This is a genomic window from Marinobacter alkalisoli (assembly GCF_045449855.1).
In the GTDB taxonomy this organism is placed as follows: Bacteria; Pseudomonadota; Gammaproteobacteria; order Pseudomonadales; family Oleiphilaceae; genus Marinobacter.
The window spans coordinates 18,433-36,719 of the sequence record NZ_JBJJLC010000006.1; the positions used below are offsets into that span (position 1 = coordinate 18,433).

The 18,287-nt window shown below is 58.9% G+C and carries 16 protein-coding genes; 9 read left to right on the forward strand and 7 right to left on the reverse strand.

The window, feature by feature from the left end; genetic code table 11:
- The first annotated feature begins 126 nt into the window (after positions 1-126).
- A complete protein-coding gene (locus ACJO5Y_RS03580; RefSeq protein ID WP_406985057.1) occupies positions 127-753 on the forward strand; it encodes a TetR/AcrR family transcriptional regulator in 627 nt (208 codons plus the stop codon).
- A gap of 16 nt (positions 754-769) precedes the next feature.
- Here the strand turns inward: ACJO5Y_RS03580 and ACJO5Y_RS03585 are convergent, their stop codons facing one another.
- Positions 770-1,267: an Lrp/AsnC family transcriptional regulator gene (locus tag ACJO5Y_RS03585; protein ID WP_406985058.1), complete on the reverse strand. Its 498-nt coding sequence runs from the start codon at positions 1,265-1,267 to the stop codon at positions 770-772.
- Between the two features lie 146 nt (positions 1,268-1,413).
- Between ACJO5Y_RS03585 and leuA the strand changes: the two genes are divergently transcribed.
- Entirely contained in the window at positions 1,414-3,111 is a 1,698-nt protein-coding gene (gene leuA / locus ACJO5Y_RS03590; protein ID WP_406985059.1) for a 2-isopropylmalate synthase, read from the forward strand.
- Positions 3,112-3,213: 102 nt separating this feature from the next.
- Here the strand turns inward: leuA and ACJO5Y_RS03595 are convergent, their stop codons facing one another.
- The 3 genes from ACJO5Y_RS03595 to xseA form a co-directional block, all read right to left on the reverse strand.
- Positions 3,214-3,423, reverse strand: a complete 210-nt coding sequence (locus ACJO5Y_RS03595) for a cold-shock protein (RefSeq protein WP_008169155.1) — start codon at positions 3,421-3,423, stop codon at positions 3,214-3,216.
- 316 nt (positions 3,424-3,739) lie between these two features.
- The gene (locus ACJO5Y_RS03600; RefSeq protein WP_406985060.1) at positions 3,740-5,659 is read right to left on the reverse strand and encodes a propionyl-CoA synthetase; all 1,920 of its coding nucleotides are present in this window, start codon (positions 5,657-5,659) and stop codon (positions 3,740-3,742) included.
- A 42-nt stretch (positions 5,660-5,701) separates the two neighbouring features.
- On the reverse strand, positions 5,702-7,069 hold the full coding sequence (xseA, locus tag ACJO5Y_RS03605) for an exodeoxyribonuclease VII large subunit (RefSeq protein WP_406985061.1): 1,368 nt from the start codon (positions 7,067-7,069) through the stop codon (positions 5,702-5,704).
- 214 nt (positions 7,070-7,283) lie between these two features.
- Between xseA and guaB the strand changes: the two genes are divergently transcribed.
- Positions 7,284-8,747 carry an IMP dehydrogenase gene (guaB, locus tag ACJO5Y_RS03610; protein ID WP_406985062.1) on the forward strand — a complete coding sequence of 488 codons (1,464 nt, stop codon included), beginning with the start codon at positions 7,284-7,286 and terminating at the stop codon, positions 8,745-8,747.
- Between the two features lie 64 nt (positions 8,748-8,811).
- On the forward strand, positions 8,812-10,389 hold the full coding sequence (gene guaA / locus ACJO5Y_RS03615) for a glutamine-hydrolyzing GMP synthase (RefSeq protein ID WP_406985063.1): 1,578 nt from the start codon (positions 8,812-8,814) through the stop codon (positions 10,387-10,389).
- Positions 10,390-10,436: 47 nt separating this feature from the next.
- Here the strand turns inward: guaA and ACJO5Y_RS03620 are convergent, their stop codons facing one another.
- The 3 genes from ACJO5Y_RS03620 to ACJO5Y_RS03630 are packed head-to-tail and all read right to left on the reverse strand — an operon-like array spanning position 10,437 to position 14,513.
- On the reverse strand, positions 10,437-11,612 hold the full coding sequence (locus ACJO5Y_RS03620; protein WP_406985064.1) for an iron-containing alcohol dehydrogenase: 1,176 nt from the start codon (positions 11,610-11,612) through the stop codon (positions 10,437-10,439).
- A gap of 3 nt (positions 11,613-11,615) precedes the next feature.
- Positions 11,616-13,013: an aldehyde dehydrogenase family protein gene (locus ACJO5Y_RS03625; RefSeq protein ID WP_406985065.1), complete on the reverse strand. Its 1,398-nt coding sequence runs from the start codon at positions 13,011-13,013 to the stop codon at positions 11,616-11,618.
- A 30-nt stretch (positions 13,014-13,043) separates the two neighbouring features.
- Positions 13,044-14,513, reverse strand: a complete 1,470-nt coding sequence (locus ACJO5Y_RS03630) for a glutamine synthetase family protein (protein ID WP_406985066.1) — start codon at positions 14,511-14,513, stop codon at positions 13,044-13,046.
- A gap of 76 nt (positions 14,514-14,589) precedes the next feature.
- Here ACJO5Y_RS03630 and ACJO5Y_RS03635 point away from each other — a divergent pair, with 76 nt between their 5' ends.
- The 5 genes from ACJO5Y_RS03635 (at position 14,590) to ACJO5Y_RS03655 (ending at position 18,249) form a co-directional block, all read left to right on the forward strand.
- The gene (locus tag ACJO5Y_RS03635; RefSeq protein ID WP_406985067.1) at positions 14,590-14,748 is read left to right on the forward strand and encodes a hypothetical protein; all 159 of its coding nucleotides are present in this window, start codon (positions 14,590-14,592) and stop codon (positions 14,746-14,748) included.
- 181 nt (positions 14,749-14,929) lie between these two features.
- A complete protein-coding gene (gene tadA, locus ACJO5Y_RS03640) occupies positions 14,930-15,454 on the forward strand; it encodes a tRNA adenosine(34) deaminase TadA (protein WP_406985068.1) in 525 nt (174 codons plus the stop codon).
- Positions 15,451-16,437 (forward strand): UDP-glucose 4-epimerase GalE, encoded by a 987-nt coding sequence (galE, locus tag ACJO5Y_RS03645; protein WP_406985069.1) that lies wholly within the window; start codon positions 15,451-15,453, stop codon positions 16,435-16,437. Before tadA ends, galE begins: the two co-directional genes overlap by 4 nt.
- 41 nt (positions 16,438-16,478) lie before the next feature.
- Entirely contained in the window at positions 16,479-17,822 is a 1,344-nt protein-coding gene (locus ACJO5Y_RS03650; protein WP_406985070.1) for a UDP-glucose dehydrogenase family protein, read from the forward strand.
- A gap of 1 nt (position 17,823) precedes the next feature.
- A complete protein-coding gene (locus ACJO5Y_RS03655) occupies positions 17,824-18,249 on the forward strand; it encodes an HIT domain-containing protein (protein ID WP_406985071.1) in 426 nt (141 codons plus the stop codon).
- Positions 18,250-18,287: the final 38 nt, after the last annotated feature.

An 18,287-nucleotide genomic window follows, 5' to 3' on the forward strand; every position in this document is an offset into this window, starting at 1 on the left:
GTATGAGGTTGTGAAGGTTCTTAGACTAATGGACAGGCCAGATATGGCACGTCTGGACCTTTATTTGTCGTAAAGTGGTGGTTATTGTACGGAGCCTGTCACACAAGGTACAGATCGAGTGGCCATATGACTGCAGACAACACAGCCGTATCCGTTAGTGTCACCCCGCGCCGGAAACCGGTCCAGGCCCGGAGTCGTGAGCGCGTTAATACCATCCTTGAGCACGCCGCCGCGATTTTCCATGAGGTGGGTGTGGACAGCACCAGCATGTCGGCCATCGCACGGCAATCCGGTATGTCGCTGGCCTCCCTGTATCGTTATTTTCCCAACAAGGCCGCGATCGTAAAGGCGATTGCCGAGCGTCATGTCGAGAAAATGGAAACCGCGCTGCGAGAACGGTTGGGGGAAATGACCCTGGTAGACGCAGTGGATGTGCTGATCGATCTTTTCTACGAATTCTACCGGACAGAACCGGCATACTCGGCTATCTGGAGTGGGGTGGAATCCATGCCGGAACTGCGTGAGCTGGATCTGAGGGAGCTGTACAGCAATGCCAGGGATCTGGACGCCCGGCTGCAGGAGGAATATCCACACCTGCCGGAGGAGCGACGGTGGACCGCCAGCCTGATGATGCCCAGATCCGCTGGCACTCTGTTGCGGCTTGCCGCCACACTGCCCGAGGACCAGGCGCGGGCCCTGGTGGCTGAGCTGAAATGCATGGCGAGCGCGTATTTACGGGAGCTGGTTCGCTGAATAGCCCCTGACCGGTTCAGGACAGATAGCCCAGCGGGAGCGCTGTGTTGTCGATCACCCGGCGCAGCACGAAACTGGAGTGAACACCGCTGACCCCCTGAATACGGGTGATGCGGTTGAGAAGGAAGTGGTGATAGTGGTCCATATCGGGCACCACGACTTTCAGCATATAGTCGGCATCCTGGCCGGTAATCAGATAGCATTCCTGAACTTCCGGGTACTCCGCCACCTGCTCTTCAAAAGCCGCGAATCGCTCAGGGGTATGGCGATCCATGCCAATCAGGATGATGGCGGTCAGCGACAGCCCCAGTTTCTTGTGATCCAGAACAGTCACCTTACGCACAATGATGCCGGCGTCTTCCATGGCCCTCACCCGCCGCAAACAGGGGGAGGGTGACAGCCCCACCTTGTCCGCAAGTTCCTGGTTGGTGAGGGAGCCGTCCTGCTGCAGTTGTTCCAGGATTCTGCGATCGGTTTTGTCGATTTTAACGAGAGATTCGGTTGATCTGGGCATAATATTGCGTCATATCTGTTTATAAGGGCAGAAACGATTAAAATAGTAGATCAGATGTGAAAAATAGCAATCATTTGTCCCGGATTTCCAGATAGTCTGTACACCATACATAGATTGTCCCCAGAACAGCGCAAGGAATAGACGTCATGGCATTTGATCATCGCAAGTATGTTGCTTTCACGCCGGTTGCCAAGAAAGACCGTCGCTGGCCGGATCGTGTGATTGAAAAAGCACCCACCTGGTGTGCGGTGGATCTTCGTGATGGCAATCAGGCTCTGGTTAAGCCCATGTCGGTTGCCCAGAAGCAGCGTCTGTTCGATTTGTTGGTGAAGCTGGGCTTCAAGGAAATTGAAATCGGCTTCCCGGCCGCCAGTCAGCCGGATTTTGATTTTTGTCGCAAGTTGATTGAAGAGGATCGCATCCCGTCGGATGTGAAGATTCAGGTATTGACCCAGGCCCGCCCGGAGCTCATTGAGCGCACTTACGAGGCGTTGCAGGGCGCGAAGCAGGCGATTGTTCACGTCTACAACTCCACATCCACGGTACAGCGTGAACAGGTGTTCGGTCTTGACCGTGACGGCATTCGGGATATCGCGGTAAATGGCGCCCGTGTGGTGAAGGAAATTGCCGCACGCCATCCGGAAACCGACTGGACCTTCCAGTACTCGCCGGAAAGCTTCACGGGCACCGAGCTGGACTTTGCCGCCGAAGTGGTTGATGCCGTCAATGATGTATGGCGTCCGGATCAGGGCCAGCCGGTGATTATCAACCTGCCCGCTACGGTGGAAATGGCAACACCCAACGTGTTTGCCGACCAGATCGAGTGGATTTGTGATCGGGTCCGTTACCGCGAGCACATCAGCATCAGCGTCCACACCCACAATGACCGTGGCTGCGGGGTAGCGGCCGCCGAACTGGCGGTCATGGCCGGTGCTGACCGGGTGGAAGGCACCCTGATGGGGAACGGTGAGCGTACCGGTAATATGGACCTGGTGACCATGGCCATGAACCTGTATTCCCAGGGCATTGATCCGACACTGGATCTGTCCGGCATGGCCGAGATCACCGAGGTTGTTGAGGCCTGTACCGAGATTTCGACCCATCCGCGCCATCCCTATGCGGGTGAGCTGGTCTTTACGGCGTTTTCCGGCAGTCATCAGGATGCCATCCGCAAGTGTCTCTCCAAACGCAAGGATGGCGATGTCTGGAACGTTGCCTACCTGCCCATTGATCCCCGGGATCTTGGCCGCCGCTACGAAGAAGTGGTTCGTATCAACAGCCAGTCCGGTAAAGGTGGTGTGGCCTACGTGTTGGAGCGTGATTACAAAATCAGCCTGCCACGCTGGTTGCAGATTGAATTCAGCAAAGTGGTGCAGGGTGAGGCCGAGGTCAATGGCGGTGAAATTGACTCCGTGACCATTCACCGCCTGTTTGAAGAGCGATACCTGAAGGTGCATCAGGCCTGGGCTTTGACCTCTTACGACCTGCACCGCGACGAAGACGGTGTGATGGCTGTCGTCAACATGGGGGAGGGCAGTCACCCGGTTCGGCTGGAAGGTCGTGGCCTCGGTGCCGTGGAAGCGGTGTCAGCGGCCCTGGAGGAGCGGTACGGCGTGAACATCGCCGTTGAGGCATACGATGAATTTGCCCTGGGCGAAGGGACCAATGCCAATGCGCTGGCCTGCATCCGGTTGACTGCCAACGGCGCCCATTGCAGTGCGGCGGCACTGGCGGAGGATACCACTTCGGCCACCCTTCAGGCGCTGTTCTCGGCGGTGGCCCAGGTTGTCGATGCCCCGACTGATACCGCGGCGGCAGAGGCGGTGGAGTCCGCCGGGGCCTGACTTAAACCCCTGGCTCCCAATAGAAAAAGCCGGCATGCGCCGGCTTTTTTTACGCCTGGTTATTGCCATTGCCCGTGAGGGGCAAAGGGCGGGTCCGCAACCTCAGACCGGGGTTACGTTTTCCGCCTGGGGACCTTTCGGGCCCTGTGTCACGGTGAACTGTACCTGCTGACCTTCGGTCAGGGTACGGAAACCGCTGGCATTGATTGCACTGTAGTGAACGAACACGTCACTGCCACCGTCCTGAGCGATGAAGCCAAAGCCCTTGGACTCGTTGAACCACTTAACGTGGCCGGTTTTTGTATCAGACATTGATCTTTCCTGTATTCCTGAAATTTTGCCCTCACGGGACCTTCGGTTTTTTTGGATGAAACCGGTGCTGAGAAATCCGAGCGTACTGAGGAAAGGACAACGAAGAGCACTGCGGCAGGACGTTGGAGCGCATTCACCAAATACCGCTGTATTTTCACAGCAATTTCAGTATAGACCGACTTTCGGGGTCGTCAACGCTTTTTGATCACTTTTCTGAAGGTTTTTAAGGCAGCAAAAACAACGGCTTGTCATGCAATCGTCACCGAATGCCCCGGCCGGAAACCGACCAGGGTATTCGTTGCGGGCAGGATTTCGGTCAGCCGCGGAAATGCTGGCTGATTTCTTCAAGAATGGCCGGATCGTCAATGGTGCTGGGCACGGAGTATTTTTCCCCGTCCGCAATTTGTCGGATCACCCGCCGGAGTATCTTGCCGGACCGGGTTTTGGGAAGGCGTTCAACGACCAGCGCCCGGCGGAAGCAGGCAATGGCGCCGATCTTCTCACGCACCATTTCCACCAGTTCCTCTTCCAGTTCATCGTGGTCAATGGTAGCGCCATCCTTGACCAGAACCAGGCCGACGGGAACCTGCCCTTTCATTTCGTCCTGGGCGCCGACCACGCAGCATTCGGCAACGGCGGGGTGAGAAGCGACCACCTCCTCCATTTCCCCGGTCGACAGTCGGTGGCCTGCAACGTTAATGACATCATCAGTCCGTCCCATGACAAACACATAGCCGTCGTCGTCGACGAAGCCGCCGTCCCCGGAGCTGTAAAAACCCTTGATCGGCTCAAGGTAGGTTTTACGGAAGCGGGCGTCGTCCCCCCAGACAGTCATCATGCAGCCTGGGGGCAGCGGTAGCTTGATGGCAATCTGCCCCTGTTCTTCTGCAGGAACCTGATTGCCCTCCATATCCACCACCTGGACATTGAAGCCGGGGGAGGGAACCGTGGCGGAGCCGGGCTTGGTGGCCATCATTTCGATGCCTACGGGATTGCAACAAATAGCCCAGCCGGTTTCGGTCTGCCACCAATGGTCCAACACTGGCAAGCCGGTCTGTTCCCGCAGCCATTCGTACGTCGCCGGGTCCAGGCGCTCGCCAGCCAGGAACAGCCGTTTCAGAGAGCTGATGTCGTATCGCGAGAGTTGGTCTGCTTCCGGGTCTTCCTTGCGTACAGCGCGGAAGGCGGTTGGCGCGGTAAACAGCATGTTCACCTTGTGATCCTGGACCACACGCCAGAAAGCCCCCGCATCCGGTGTCTTGACCGGTTTTCCCTCGTAAAGAATGGTGGTGCAGCCGGCAAACAGTGGCCCGTAGACAATGTAACTGTGGCCGACCACCCAGCCTACGTCCGATGCGGCCCAGTAAACATCGCCGGGTTTGGCGTCGTACACCAGCTTCATGCTGTAGCGCAGTGCCACGGCGTGTCCGCCATTGTCTCTCACCACCCCCTTGGGTTTGCCGGTTGTGCCGGAGGTATAAAGAATGTAAAGCGGGTCCGTGGACCTGACGGCAACGGGGGAGACCGCCTGGGCGCTGGCCATCAGATCGTTCCAGTCGTAATCCCGTCCCGCCTCGAGGGAGGCTTTTGCCTGGGGGCGCTGATACAGGATGCAGAATTCCGGTTTGTGGCTGGCCTGGTTGATGGCCTTGTCCACCAGCGGTTTGTATTCGATAACTCTGGAGATTTCGATGCCGCAGGAGGCTGTAATGATCGCCTTGGGGTGGGCGTCGTCGATGCGAACGGCCAGTTCGTGGGCGGCAAATCCGCCAAACACCACGGAGTGAATGGCGCCGATACGTGCGCAGCCGAGCATGGCGATAACCGCCTCCGGAATCATCGGCATGTAGATGATAACCCGGTCGCCCTTAACGATTCCGCGGTCTTTCAGGGCCCCGGCAAACCTGGCAACTTCGTCGGTGAGTTCCTGGTAGGTGTAGGATTTCCGGGTGTTGGTGACGGGCGAGTCGTAAATGAGCGCGGTCTGATCTCCGCGGCCGGCACGGATGTTGGCATCCAGGGCAACATCGCTGGTGTTGAGTTCGCCATCGGGAAACCACTCGCCATGACCATTGTCGGTTGCCTGCCAGATGGTGTTGGGTGACTTGAACCAGTCGATGTTTGCGGCCTGTTCTCGCCAGAACTCGTCAGGCTTGTCGATCGAGCGCCTGAATTCAGAGTTATAGTCCATTCCATCTACCTCATGATCCTGTTGTTGTTTTTGGATACTAACCACAACTGTAGGCGCTTTGAGGGGAAGGACTACTAGACCATAGGCTTAGTCAGCCGGTTCATTGGGCGGATGAACTCCGGTCACGGTTGCGGTGAGGTCGCCTTTGGCCAGGCGGGTGGTGATGGATTCGCCTTTAGCGACCTCGCTGGCATCCCGGATAATGGCGCCGTCGCGCTCACGGCGGGTAATGGCATAGCCGCGCCCCAGCGTTGCCAGCGGGCTGACCACGTGCAGGGTCTGGCTGGTGTGGCTCAGCTTGTCGTGATGACGATCGAGGCGCTGGCGGATGGCGTCGTGGAGCTTGTCCCGCATCCGCTCCAGGCGGTCCCGGCCATGGTCCAGGTGACGACTCGGGGATTGCATCAGTAGCCGCTGCTTCAGATGATTCATTCGCAGCTCCTGCTGCCCGAGTATCCCTGTCATCGCCTTGCCCAGTCGCATGTCCAGTTCGTCCATGCGCTGGGCTTTATCCATCAGCTCCCGCCGGGGGTCGCGAAGCCGGGCGGTCAGATGCGTCATCTGGGTGTCCAGGCGTTGCAGTGACCGCCGGATGGCGTTGGCGAGACGGGCCTGTGTCTCATCCACCCGCCGGCTCCATTCCCGTTGGTCCGGCGAGATTTTCTCCGCCGCGGCGGAGGGCGTGGGCGCCCTGAGATCCGCCACGAAATCCGCAATGGTGACGTCGACCTCATGGCCGACCGCGCTGACCGTCGGGATGCTGCAGTCCGCGATAGCCCGGGCAACGGATTCTTCATTGAAGCACCACAGGTCCTCAAGCGACCCGCCGCCGCGACCGATGACCAGCACATCGGCCACGCCATGGGCCTGGGCCTGTTGGATGGCGCGGACAATATCGGCGGTGGCCGCCTTTCCCTGAACGGCTGTGGGGTAGAGCGTGACAGGGATAGCCGGGCATCGCCGCGCCAGAACCGTCAGAATGTCATGAATGGCCGCGCCGGTAGGCGAGGTGACAACGCCAATGTGACGCGGGACTGCAGGTATGGGTTTCTTGCGGGCGGCATCAAACAGCCCTTCCAGTTGCAGCTTTCTCTTCAGTTCCTCGAAGGCCTGCTGGAGCGCGCCGAGGCCGGCTGGCTCCAGGTGTTCGACGATGATCTGGAAGTCGCCCCGGTTTTCGTACAGGGTCACCTTGCCGCGGATTCGTATCTGGTCGCCTTCTTTCGGTAACTCGCGGATACGCTGGTTGGAGCCCCTGAACATGGCGCAGCGGACCTGGCATTTGCGGTCTTTCAGGGAAAAATACCAGTGCCCGGACGACGGGCGTGAAAATCCCGACAATTCGCCTTCCACCCAGACCTGCATAAAGCTGGTTTCCAACAGGTGTTTGGCCTGGTGATTCAGTTCGCTGACACTCAATGCCCGGGGACGGGAATCCTGAAAGGGGCTGTTCAATGTGTGACTCCCTGCTTCAATATACGCAATAGCCGAAAAGTGAAGGGCAAAAATAGCGGAATTTCAAAAAGATGCAATCGAAGGTTCAAACTGCGCTGGTTTACTGTCCACCCACGCCCATTTATAATAGTCCGATTAAGGTTTTTGCTTTGTCGCGCCATGCCGGGCGCGGCAGGTGAATTCCCAACTTAGCATGTTCAAAAGGCGGATCCCAATGCTGCGAATTGCCGAAGAAGCCCTCACATTTGACGATGTTCTGCTGATCCCAGGATTTTCGGAAGTTCTTCCCCACGAGGTCAGCCTGAAGACCCAGCTGACCAAAGGCATTACCCTGAATGTTCCATTGGTGTCGTCAGCAATGGATACGGTGACCGAGGCCGAGCTGGCCATCGCCATGGCTCAGGAAGGCGGCATCGGCATCATGCACAAAAACATGACCGTCGAGCAACAGGCGGCCGCCGTTCGTAAGGTCAAGAAATTTGAAAGTGGTGTGGTGAAAGACCCCATCACCGTGGCTCCGGGAACCACCGTACGTGAGTTGGTGGATATCACCACGGCCAATAACATTTCCGGTCTGCCGGTGGTTGACGGTCGTGACCTGGTCGGCATTGTGACCGGTCGGGATATCCGGTTTGAGAGCCGCATGGACACGCCGGTGTCAGATATCATGACGCCGAAGGACAAGCTGGTGACCGTCAAGGAAGGGGCAAGCCTTGATGACGTCAAGGAATTGTTGCATCGCCATCGTATTGAGAAAGTACTGGTGGTGAATGAGGACTTCCAGCTCAAGGGTCTGATTACCGTCAAGGACATCCAGAAAGCCAAGGATTACCCGTTGGCCTGCAAGGACGAGCAGGGGCGTCTGCGTGTCGGGGCTGCCGTGAGTACTGGTGGTGATACCGAGGCACGTATCACGGCGCTGGCGGAAGCGGGCGTGGATGTGATTGTGGTTGATACAGCCCACGGTCACTCCAAGGGCGTGATTGATCGCGTGCGCTGGGTCAAGGAGAAGTTCCCCGAGGTTCAGGTTGTCGGTGGTAACATCGCCACCGCCGACGCGGCCATTGCCCTGGCGGATGCTGGCGCGGATGCCGTGAAGGTGGGTATTGGCCCCGGTTCCATCTGCACCACGCGTATTGTTGCCGGCATCGGCGTTCCGCAGATTTCCGCGGTTTCCAACGTTGCCGCTGCATTGAAAGATCGCGGTGTACCACTGATCGCCGATGGCGGTGTGCGTTTCTCCGGTGACATTGCCAAGGCGATTGCTGCTGGCGCTCACAGCGTCATGATCGGCAGCCTGCTTGCGGGTACCGATGAGGCTCCGGGTGAGGTTGAACTGTTCCAGGGGCGCAGCTACAAGGCGTACCGGGGCATGGGCTCTATTGGCGCCATGGGGCAGGGGTCCAGTGACCGTTATTTCCAGGATGCCACCAAGGGTATTGAAAAACTGGTACCGGAAGGCATTGAGGGCCGGGTTGCCTGCAAGGGGCCAATGCGCAACATCGTGCATCAGTTGATGGGTGGATTGCGGGCTTCCATGGGCTACACCGGCAGCGCCACCATGGAAGAGATGCGTACCCGGCCACAGTTTGTACGTATCACCAACGCGGGTATGCGTGAGAGCCACGTCCATGACGTGACCATCACCAAGGAAGCACCCAATTACCGTGTCGGCTAATCATGCCGTTCCGGGCGCGGCTCAGGGGCTGAGCCGCGCTTATTATTTCTGATCCGAGGACTCCATGGCCCAGAACATCCACGACCACCGCATTCTGATTCTCGATTTTGGTTCCCAGTACACCCAGCTCATCGCGCGTCGCGTGCGGGAAATCGGGGTTTACTGTGAAATCAAGGCGTTCGACATCACCGACGACGAGCTTGAAGCGTTTAATCCCAAAGGCATCATCCTTGCCGGCGGTCCTGAATCTGTCACCCAGCTTGGTGGTCCCCGTGCTCCGGATGGCCTGTTTGACCGTGGTATCCCGATTCTTGGTATCTGCTATGGCATGCAGACCATGGCCGAGCAGCTTGGTGGCCGTGTCGCCAGCTCCGAGAAACGTGAATTCGGGTACTCACAGGTCAAGGTTCGGGCCGCCGGGCCGCTGTTGCAGGATATTACCGATCACCTGACTGCCACCGGTGAGTCCCTGCTGGACGTGTGGATGAGTCACGGTGACAAAGTTGTGGTCATGCCGGACGGCTTTGAACTGCTGGCCTCCACCGAGAGCGCTCCGATATCCGCGATGCAGGACCTGAGCCGCAACCTGTACGGCGTTCAGTTCCACCCGGAGGTCACTCACACACTCCAGGGCAAGCGCATCCTTGAGCATTTCGTGCTGAACATTTCCGGCTGTGAGGCGCTGTGGACCCCCGCCAAGATTGTTGATGACGCCGTACAGCAGATCCGTGATCAGGTCGGCAACGACAAGGTATTGCTCGGCCTCTCCGGGGGCGTGGACTCGTCCGTAACCGCCGCGCTGCTGCATAAGGCCATCGGTGAGCAGCTGACCTGCGTGTTCGTGGACAACGGCCTGCTGCGCCTGAATGAAGGCGATCAGGTCATGGACATGTTCGCCAGCAATATGGGCGTGAAAGTGATCCGTGTGGACGCAGAGGAACTGTTCCTGTCCAAGCTCAAGGGCGAGGCGGACCCGGAGAAGAAGCGCAAGATTATCGGCAACACCTTTATTGATGTGTTCGACGAAGAAGCCACCAGTATCCGCGATGTGAACTGGCTGGCCCAGGGCACCATCTATCCGGACGTCATTGAGTCCGCGGCATCCAAGACCGGTAAAGCCCATGTCATCAAGTCTCACCACAATGTGGGCGGCCTGCCGGAGACCATGAAGCTGAAACTGGTGGAGCCACTGCGTGAGCTGTTCAAGGACGAGGTTCGCCGCATCGGGCTGGAGTTGGGGCTGCCATACGATATGGTCTATCGCCACCCGTTCCCCGGACCGGGGCTGGGTGTTCGCATCCTGGGTGAAGTGAAGAAAGAATACGCGGATATCCTCCGCCGTGCCGATGCCATCTTCCTGGAGGAACTGCATCGTGCCGACTTTTATCACAAAACCAGTCAGGCATTTGCGGTGTTCCTGCCAGTGAAGTCAGTAGGTGTGGTTGGGGACGCGCGCCGTTACGAGTATGTGATTGCCCTGCGTGCCGTAGAAACCATCGATTTCATGACGGCTCGCTGGGCCCACTTGCCCTATGACTTACTGGAAACGGTATCCAACCGGATTATCAATGAGATTACCGGCGTGTCCCGGGTGACCTATGATGTATCGTCCAAGCCGCCGGCTACCATTGAGTGGGAGTGACCGGTACTGGTTGGTAATGTCAGGCACCGGCTAGCTTTCAAGGCGGGCTACGGAAGCACTCCCTGGACGGCATTCCGAAATACTCCCTCCAGGTCCTTGGCGCCAACGGGCCGCGGATTACCGCTGGCCGAAGGGTCCGCCGCGGCCAGGCGGCTAACGTCCACAGCATGGTCGAGGGGGACATCCAGCTCCGCCAGGGTATGGGGAATGCCCAGTTCGCGCCGAAATGCCAGTACCCATTGCAATACTGACCCGAAGGTCGTCTCAGCCAAACCGATCACCTGGGCGATCGGTTTCAAGCGGTCTTCAATGCATTCGCGGTTATGCACCATGACATAGGGCAGGACAACGGCGTTGGTCAGGCCGTGGTGGGTGTGGTACATCGCCCCGACGGCATGGGAAATCGCATGCACGCCACCCAGTCCTTTCTGGAAAGCAATCGCCCCCATGCTCGCCGCGGCCAGCATCTCGGTACGTGCCTTCAGGTCACTACCATCGCGGTAGGCCGTCGGCAGCGCCCTGGCCACCAGGCGCATACCTTCCAGGGCAATGCCATCGCAAATCGGGTGAAAACCCGGTGCACAATAAGCCTCGAAGCTATGTATAAACGCATCCAGTCCGGTCGCGGCGGTGACCGGGGCTGGCAGCCCAGTGGTCAACTCGGGGTCGAGGATGACCGTCACCGGCAGCATCCCGGGATGGAAAACGATGACCTTGCGCTGTTCGGCTTCGTTTGAAATCACCGCGGCCCGGCCCACTTCGGACCCGGTTCCGGCGGTTGTCGGGATGGCGATGACCGGCGCGATGCCCTCCGGGTCGGCGCGTTTCCAGTAATCGCCGATGTCCTCGAAATCCCAGATCGGGCGGGTCTGGCCAGACATAAAGGCAATGGCCTTGCCCACGTCCAGGCCGCTTCCGCCGCCCAGGGCGACCACGCTGTCATGACCGCCCGCCCGATAGGCGGTCACACCGGCCTCGACCATGCGCCCGGTGGGGTTACCCTCCACGTCGGAAAAAACGGCAGTGTTCAGGCCAGCGGCCGTCATGGTCGCCAACGTTCCGGTCACCATGGTCAGATTGGCCAGGCCACGGTCGGTGACCAGCAAGGGAGCCTTGAAGCCCAGTTCGCTGCACAGTGAAGGCAGCTCCTGCAGGCGGCCGGGGCCGACCAGCATGCGATTGGGCAGGCCCCAGTTTGCGGTTAAGGATTGTTCCCGGGTCATAGTTCAGCCACCTAATCTCAAATGAAAACTCTTGGGTTGGGTCAGGGCGTCGTAGCCCAGTTCCGATAAAGAGGCACCGTGGCCGCTGTGTTTCACGCCGGTCCAGGCCAAGGCGGGGTCAAGCACATCACAGCGGTTCATAAACAGGGTGCCGGTTTGCACCTGGCGGCCCAGGCGTTCGGCGGCCTCCAGGTCCCGTGTCCAGATCGAGGCGGAGAGTCCGAACTCGCTGTCATTCATCAGCCGGATGGCTTCTTCGTCCGAGGCAACGGCCATCACGCCCACCACGGGGCCAAAACTTTCCTCCGTCATCACCCGCATGCCATGGTCCACGCCGGTCAGGATTTGTGGTGCCATATAGGCGGTACCCGGCTTGTCCTGGGTAAAGCGTTTGGGGTCGATCACGGCGGTGGCTCCGTTTTGCGCCGCTTCGGCGATCTGGGCGCGTACAAAGTCGGCGGCCTGGGCCTTCACCATCGGCCCTAAGGTAGTGGCCCGGTCCAGTGGGTTACCCAAGGTCAGCTTCAGCGCCTCGGCCGCCAGGGCTTCGACAAAGGGTTGGTAAACGTCCCGATGCACATAGATACGCTCCACTGAGCAACAGGACTGGCCGCTGTTGAAGAAGGCACCGTCCGCCAGGTTAACTGCGGCGTCGGTCAAGTCCGCGTCCGCCCGGACGTAGGCCGGGTCCTTGCCACCCAGCTCCAGGGCGGTGCCGGCGAACTGGCCACTCTGTGCCACCGCTTGCTGGATGTTCCGGCCGCCGCGCACTGAACCGGTAAAACTGACAAGACGAATGGCGGGTTCCCGCAGCAAGGCGGCGGTGGTGCCGTGGCTGAGGTGCACCGCCTGGAAGACCCCCTCGGGCAAGCCTGACAGGCGTAACACCCGCTCCAGGCGTTCGGCGCAGAGCAACGTCTGTTGCGCGTGTTTCAACAACACGGCGTTGCCGGCGGCCAGTGCCGGCCAAACGGAGTTGACCGCTGTCATGTAGGGGAAATTCCAGGGGGCGATGGTCAGTACCACGCCAACCGGGTCGCGCTGGATGTAGCGTTTGAATTCGGCCTTCCCAGGTATCTCAATCGGGGCCAGCGCGCGGGGCGCAATCTCCAGCATATAACGGGCGCGCTCGGCGAACCCCCTGGCTTCCCCGGGGCCTTGGGCAATGGGGCGGCCCATTTGCCAGGCCAGTTCTTCCGATAGCTCGTCCTGTTGTTCCATCAACGCATCCACGGCGTCGCCGAGGATGCGCAGGCGTTCTTCCAGGGTGCTGTCCTGCCAGGCTCGCTGGGCTTCGGTGGCCCGCTCTACGGCCTGCCGGGCCTGGGGCTGGCTTAAATAGGGCCGTTCGGCATAGAGGGTGCCATCCACCGGGCTGATGATGCGTGCGATATCCGACATAAGCCTCTCCACTCCATCAGATGATTTCCCCTAAATAATTTCAAAGTAACGCTGCATTTCCCAGTCGGTGATGGCCTTGCGGAATTCCCGCTCCTCCCATTCACGGGTCGCCGCGTAATGGTCAACGAACGCATCGCCGAAGTAATCCCGCGCGACCTCGGAATGTCGCAGGCGGGACGCGGCCTCCATCAACGTGGCGGGCAATTGGCGTTCGGGGGTGAAGGCGATGTCATAGGCGTTGCCCTCGATGGGACTATCCGGCTCGATGTGGTTTTCAATGCCCCACAGCCCCGAGGCCAGGCTGGCGGCCAATGCGATGTAGGGGTTGATGTCCGCTGCCGAGATGCGATATTCCACCCGCTGGGACTTGGGCAACCCGGGGATGGCACGCAGGGCGCAGGTGCGGTTTTCAATCCCCCAACTGGCGGCCGTGGGCGCCCAGGCACCCGGAACCAGGCGGGTATAACTGTTGACTGTGCAGGCGATCATCGCCAGGAACTCCGGCATCAAGGCCTGCTGCCCACCGATGAAATGGCGCATGGTCTCGGACAGGTGATGGGGCGTGTCGCTCTCGTCATAAAAGGCCGAACTGCCATCGGACTTCTGCAGTGACAAATGGATGTGGCCACTCTGGCCGGGATAGTCCGGGGACCATTTCGCCATGAAGGTGGCCATCATCCCATGGCGCTCGGCATAGACCTTGGTGAAGGTCTTGAACAGGGCGGCCTTGTCGGCGGCCCGCAGGGCTTCGTCCACGTCCAGGGCGGCCTCGAGCACGCCTGGGCCGGTTTCGGTGTGGAATCCCTCCATCGCCATGTCCAGGTCCTGGCAGTAGGTCATGAAGTCGTTGTAGAACTCGCCCATCACCGAGTTGCGCAGGACGGAGTAGCCGAAGAAGCCCGGCGTGATGGTCTTCAACTCACGATAATTCTTCTCCCGCACCGACTGGGGTGTCTCCTGGAACATGAAGAACTCGAATTCGCAGCCAGCGAAGACCTTAAAGCCTAGTGAGTCCGCCCTTTTCAGTACCCGGCGCAGCAGGCCGCGGGGGCAGATCGACTCGGTCCGCCCGGTGAACTCGCACAGGAAAAACAGGATATTGCCTTCGGAAGGGATCTCTCGGCAACTTTCCGGAACTATGCGGGCCCAGGCATCCGGATAGGCGGTGTGCCAGCCGGTGAACTCAACATTGTCATAGAGCTGGTCGTTGCTGTCCCAGCCGAATACCACATCACAGAACCCAAACCCGTGTTCCAGCGCCGAAAGAAACTTGTCGCGGCTCATGTACTTGCCGCGCAATACGCCGTCTATGTCAAAGGCCCCGACCTTGACCTGGGTGGCATGGCGGTCTTCGACGATGGCCTTGGCGTCCTGAAGGGTTTTCACATCTCCGGGCTGCATCTGGTTTCTCCCATAGGAGGATTGGGCACGCCCGGCGCTTTTGAGGGTGCGGGTGGGCGTCATTTTTATTGTTGGGACTGCACCTTTCAGCTTAGCCATACCGCAAGACTCTGCCACAATATTCAGTAATCGCTATAGCAGGTACTGATCTGGTCCACCCTGGATCCCGTAATTCATGCTTGCAGCAACCGCAAAACCCGTAGCGGCCTTCGCCATCGAGAAACACGTCTACATGGTGTTTCCCAACGAACTGAACGCCCACCAGACGGTGTTTGGCGGCATGATCATGGCCAACTACATCGCCAGTTATGACAAGACGAAACAAGCAAGGTAGAATCCATGTTTTACGCTACGCCGGAATCCATGAAATCACGAGGGTTGGTCAATTATTGAGCCAAATAACTTCCTTTTGGCACAATAAGTTGCGATGCAACCCATTGTCCATCTCCACTATTAGTTAGTGGGTATTCACGGATTATTTAATATCAAATGGGAAACCGGGTATTTCGCCAGGAATGAGCGTTGACTTAGGTATTGACGAGTGTTGGATGGCGCGCGCTCTGGCCTTGGCCGAACAGGCCGCTGCCCGGGGCGAGGTGCCGGTTGGCGCCGTCGTTGTTCTTGATGGGCGGGAAATTGGTGCCGGATTCAACGCGCCGATCAGTGGTTGTGACCCCACGGCCCATGCCGAGATTCAGGCTCTGAGGGACGCAGCGAGACGGGTTGGTAACTACCGTTTATCCGGCGCAACGCTGTATGTCACGCTTGAGCCTTGTACTATGTGTGTAGGGGCGATTGTCCACAGTCGCATCAGCCGGTTAGTCTACGGAGCCGCTGAACCCAAGGCGGGCGCCGTGGAATCGGCGCGCAACACGCTGGAAGACGAACACTTCAACTGGCAGGTAGAAGCCAGTGGTGGCGTGCTTGCCGAGCGTTGCGGTGAAGTGATCAGCCAGTTTTTCAGTCGCCGGCGTGCGGAGATCCGTCGCCAGCGCCAGCAACAAAAACAGGATTCAGGGAAGGAGCAGGGCAAGCCATGAAAGTACTGGTGACCGGCGGAGCCGGCTATATTGGCAGTCATGTTGTCCGTCAGCTTGGCGCGGCAGGTCATGACATAGTGGTTTTCGATAATCTCTCCACTGGCTACCGCTGGGCAGTGACCTGCGGTCAACTGGTGGTGGGAGACCTGGCAGACGAAGCGGCCATTGCCGATGTGTTTGCGCAGCACCGGTTTGATGCCGTCCTGCATTTCGCCGCCAACATTGTGGTTCCTGAATCGGTTGAGAACCCTCTCAAGTATTACAGCAACAACACCCGCAATACGCTGAACCTGCTGCGGGCTGTTGAGCAGCAACGCGTCCCCTACATGGTGTTTTCCTCCACCGCTGCCGTCTATGGCATGCCGGAACAGACCGTGCTGACCGAGGACCTGCCGCTGGCGCCGATCAACCCATACGGCGCGTCAAAGATGATGAGCGAACGCATGATCATGGATCTGGCAGCATCCTGTTCGCTGAATTACGTCATACTCCGTTACTTCAATGTGGCTGGCGCCAACCCTGACGGATTGCTGGGGCAGGCGACACCGGAGGCCACGCACCTGATCAAGGTTGCCAGCGAATGTGTGACGGGAAAGCGCGAGGGCATGAGCGTATTTGGCACGGATTACGATACCCGTGACGGCACCTGCATCCGTGATTACATCCATGTGGAGGATCTGGCCAAGGCCCATGTGATGGCCCTGGACTACATGGCGGATGGCGGAGAATCGCGGGTACTGAATTGTGGGTACGGGCGCGGGTTTACCGTGCGGGAAGTGATCGATGTGGTCAAGCGTCAGTCCGGCGCGGATTTCCCGGTACAGGAAACCGGCCGCCGGGCAGGGGATCCTGCCGCCCTGATGGCGGACAATACGCGCATTCGGGAGGTTCTGGGCTGGCAGCCGGATTACGATGACCTGGAAACCATCGTGGGCACCGCTCTGGCCTGGGAAAAAATCTGGCAAGACCGGCAGATCGCCTGACCCAACTCAATTTACAACCTTACAATTATCAGGATTGACGGATGAAGATCACCATTTTTGGTACCGGATACGTGGGGCTGGTGACAGGTGCCTGCCTGGCGGACGTAGGACACGATGTGCTGTGCATGGATGTGGATCGCGGCAAGATCGAAAAGCTGGAAAATGGCCAGATTCCGATATACGAGCCGGGTCTGGACAACATCGTCAGGCATACAGTTGACGCTGGCCGGCTGTCGTTCACCACGGATACTGCGAAGGCAGTAAAGCACGGCGTGCTCCAGTTCATCGCTGTTGGTACGCCGCCGGATGAAGACGGCTCCGCGGACCTGCAATACGTGACAGCGGTTGCCCGCTCCATCGGTGAGCACATGGATGATTACAAGGTGGTCGTCGACAAGTCCACCGTGCCAGTGGGTACCGGCGACAAGGTCAGGGCAGCGGTGCGTGCCGAGCTTGATCGCCGCGGGCTGGAACTGGAATTTGACGTGGTTTCCAACCCGGAATTCCTCAAGGAAGGGGCCGCCATCAATGACTTCATGAAGCCTGACCGTATTGTGGTCGGCACCGACAGCGACAAGGCCGCTGACCTGCTGAGGGAGGTTTATTATCCCTTCAATCGCAGTCACGACCGGATGATCTTTATGGATATCCGCTCAGCGGAACTGACCAAATACGCAGCCAACTCGATGCTTGCCACCAAGATCAGCTTCATGAACGAGATGTCCAACCTCGCCGAGCGTCTGGGCGCGGATATTGAAGCGGTGCGCCGTGGCATTGGTTCGGACCCGCGTATCGGCTATCACTTTATCTACCCGGGTTGTGGTTACGGCGGCTCCTGCTTCCCGAAAGATGTCCAGGCCCTGGCCCGGACAGCACGGGACTGTGACTATGATGCGCGCCTGCTCAATGCGGTGGAAGCGGTGAACTCTGCTCAGAAGCATGTGCTGTTCGACAAAATCAGCCATTACTTTAACGGTGACCTTCAGGGCAAGGTTGTGGCGCTGTGGGGGCTGGCGTTCAAGCCCAATACCGACGATATGCGCGAAGCGTCAGCACGCACCCTGATGGAAGATCTGTGGAAGTCTGGCGCCAAGGTGCAGGCCTTTGATCCGGAAGCCATGGAGGAAACACAACGCCTTTATGGAGACCAGGCCGGGCTCACCCTGTGCGGAACCAAGGAGCAGGCCCTGAAAGGTGCTGACGTTCTGGCTATCTGCACCGAGTGGAAGGAATTCCGTTCGCCGGATTTCGCAGCCATAGCCGACGCGCTGAGGGAGCCGGTGGTGTTTGACGGTCGAAACCTTTACGAGCCAGAGATGCTGAACCGCAATGGCCTCATTTATTACGCCATCGGTCGTGGCCGTAACCAGTTCCAGTTTGACTGATATGCCGGCAACCAGCGACTTTCAGCTCCACCAGCGCCTCGCCGCTGACACCGTCAGCCTGGGACGAACCCGGTTGTGCCAGGTGCGGTTGATGAATGACCGCACCTGGCCCTGGGTTATCCTGGTGCCGGCCGTGCCCGGGATCCGCGAAATCTATCAGCTCGAGGTGAACGATCAGCAACGACTGCTGACAGAGTCCTCGGCCCTGAGTAAAGACATGATGACCCTGTTTGGCGGTGACAAGATGAATGTCGCTGCGCTGGGAAATATGGTGCCGCAGTTGCACTTGCACCACATTGTGCGCTTCGAGGGTGATCCGGCATGGCCGGGCCCGGTGTGGGGCAAGCAGGCTCCGGTACCCTATAGCGAGCTCGAACTGGAATCGGTTCGTAAAAAGCTCAACCCCGTTATTTCCTCTCTCGCCTGACCCGAGTGGCGGCCGACCTTTCAGGGGTCGTCACCGGC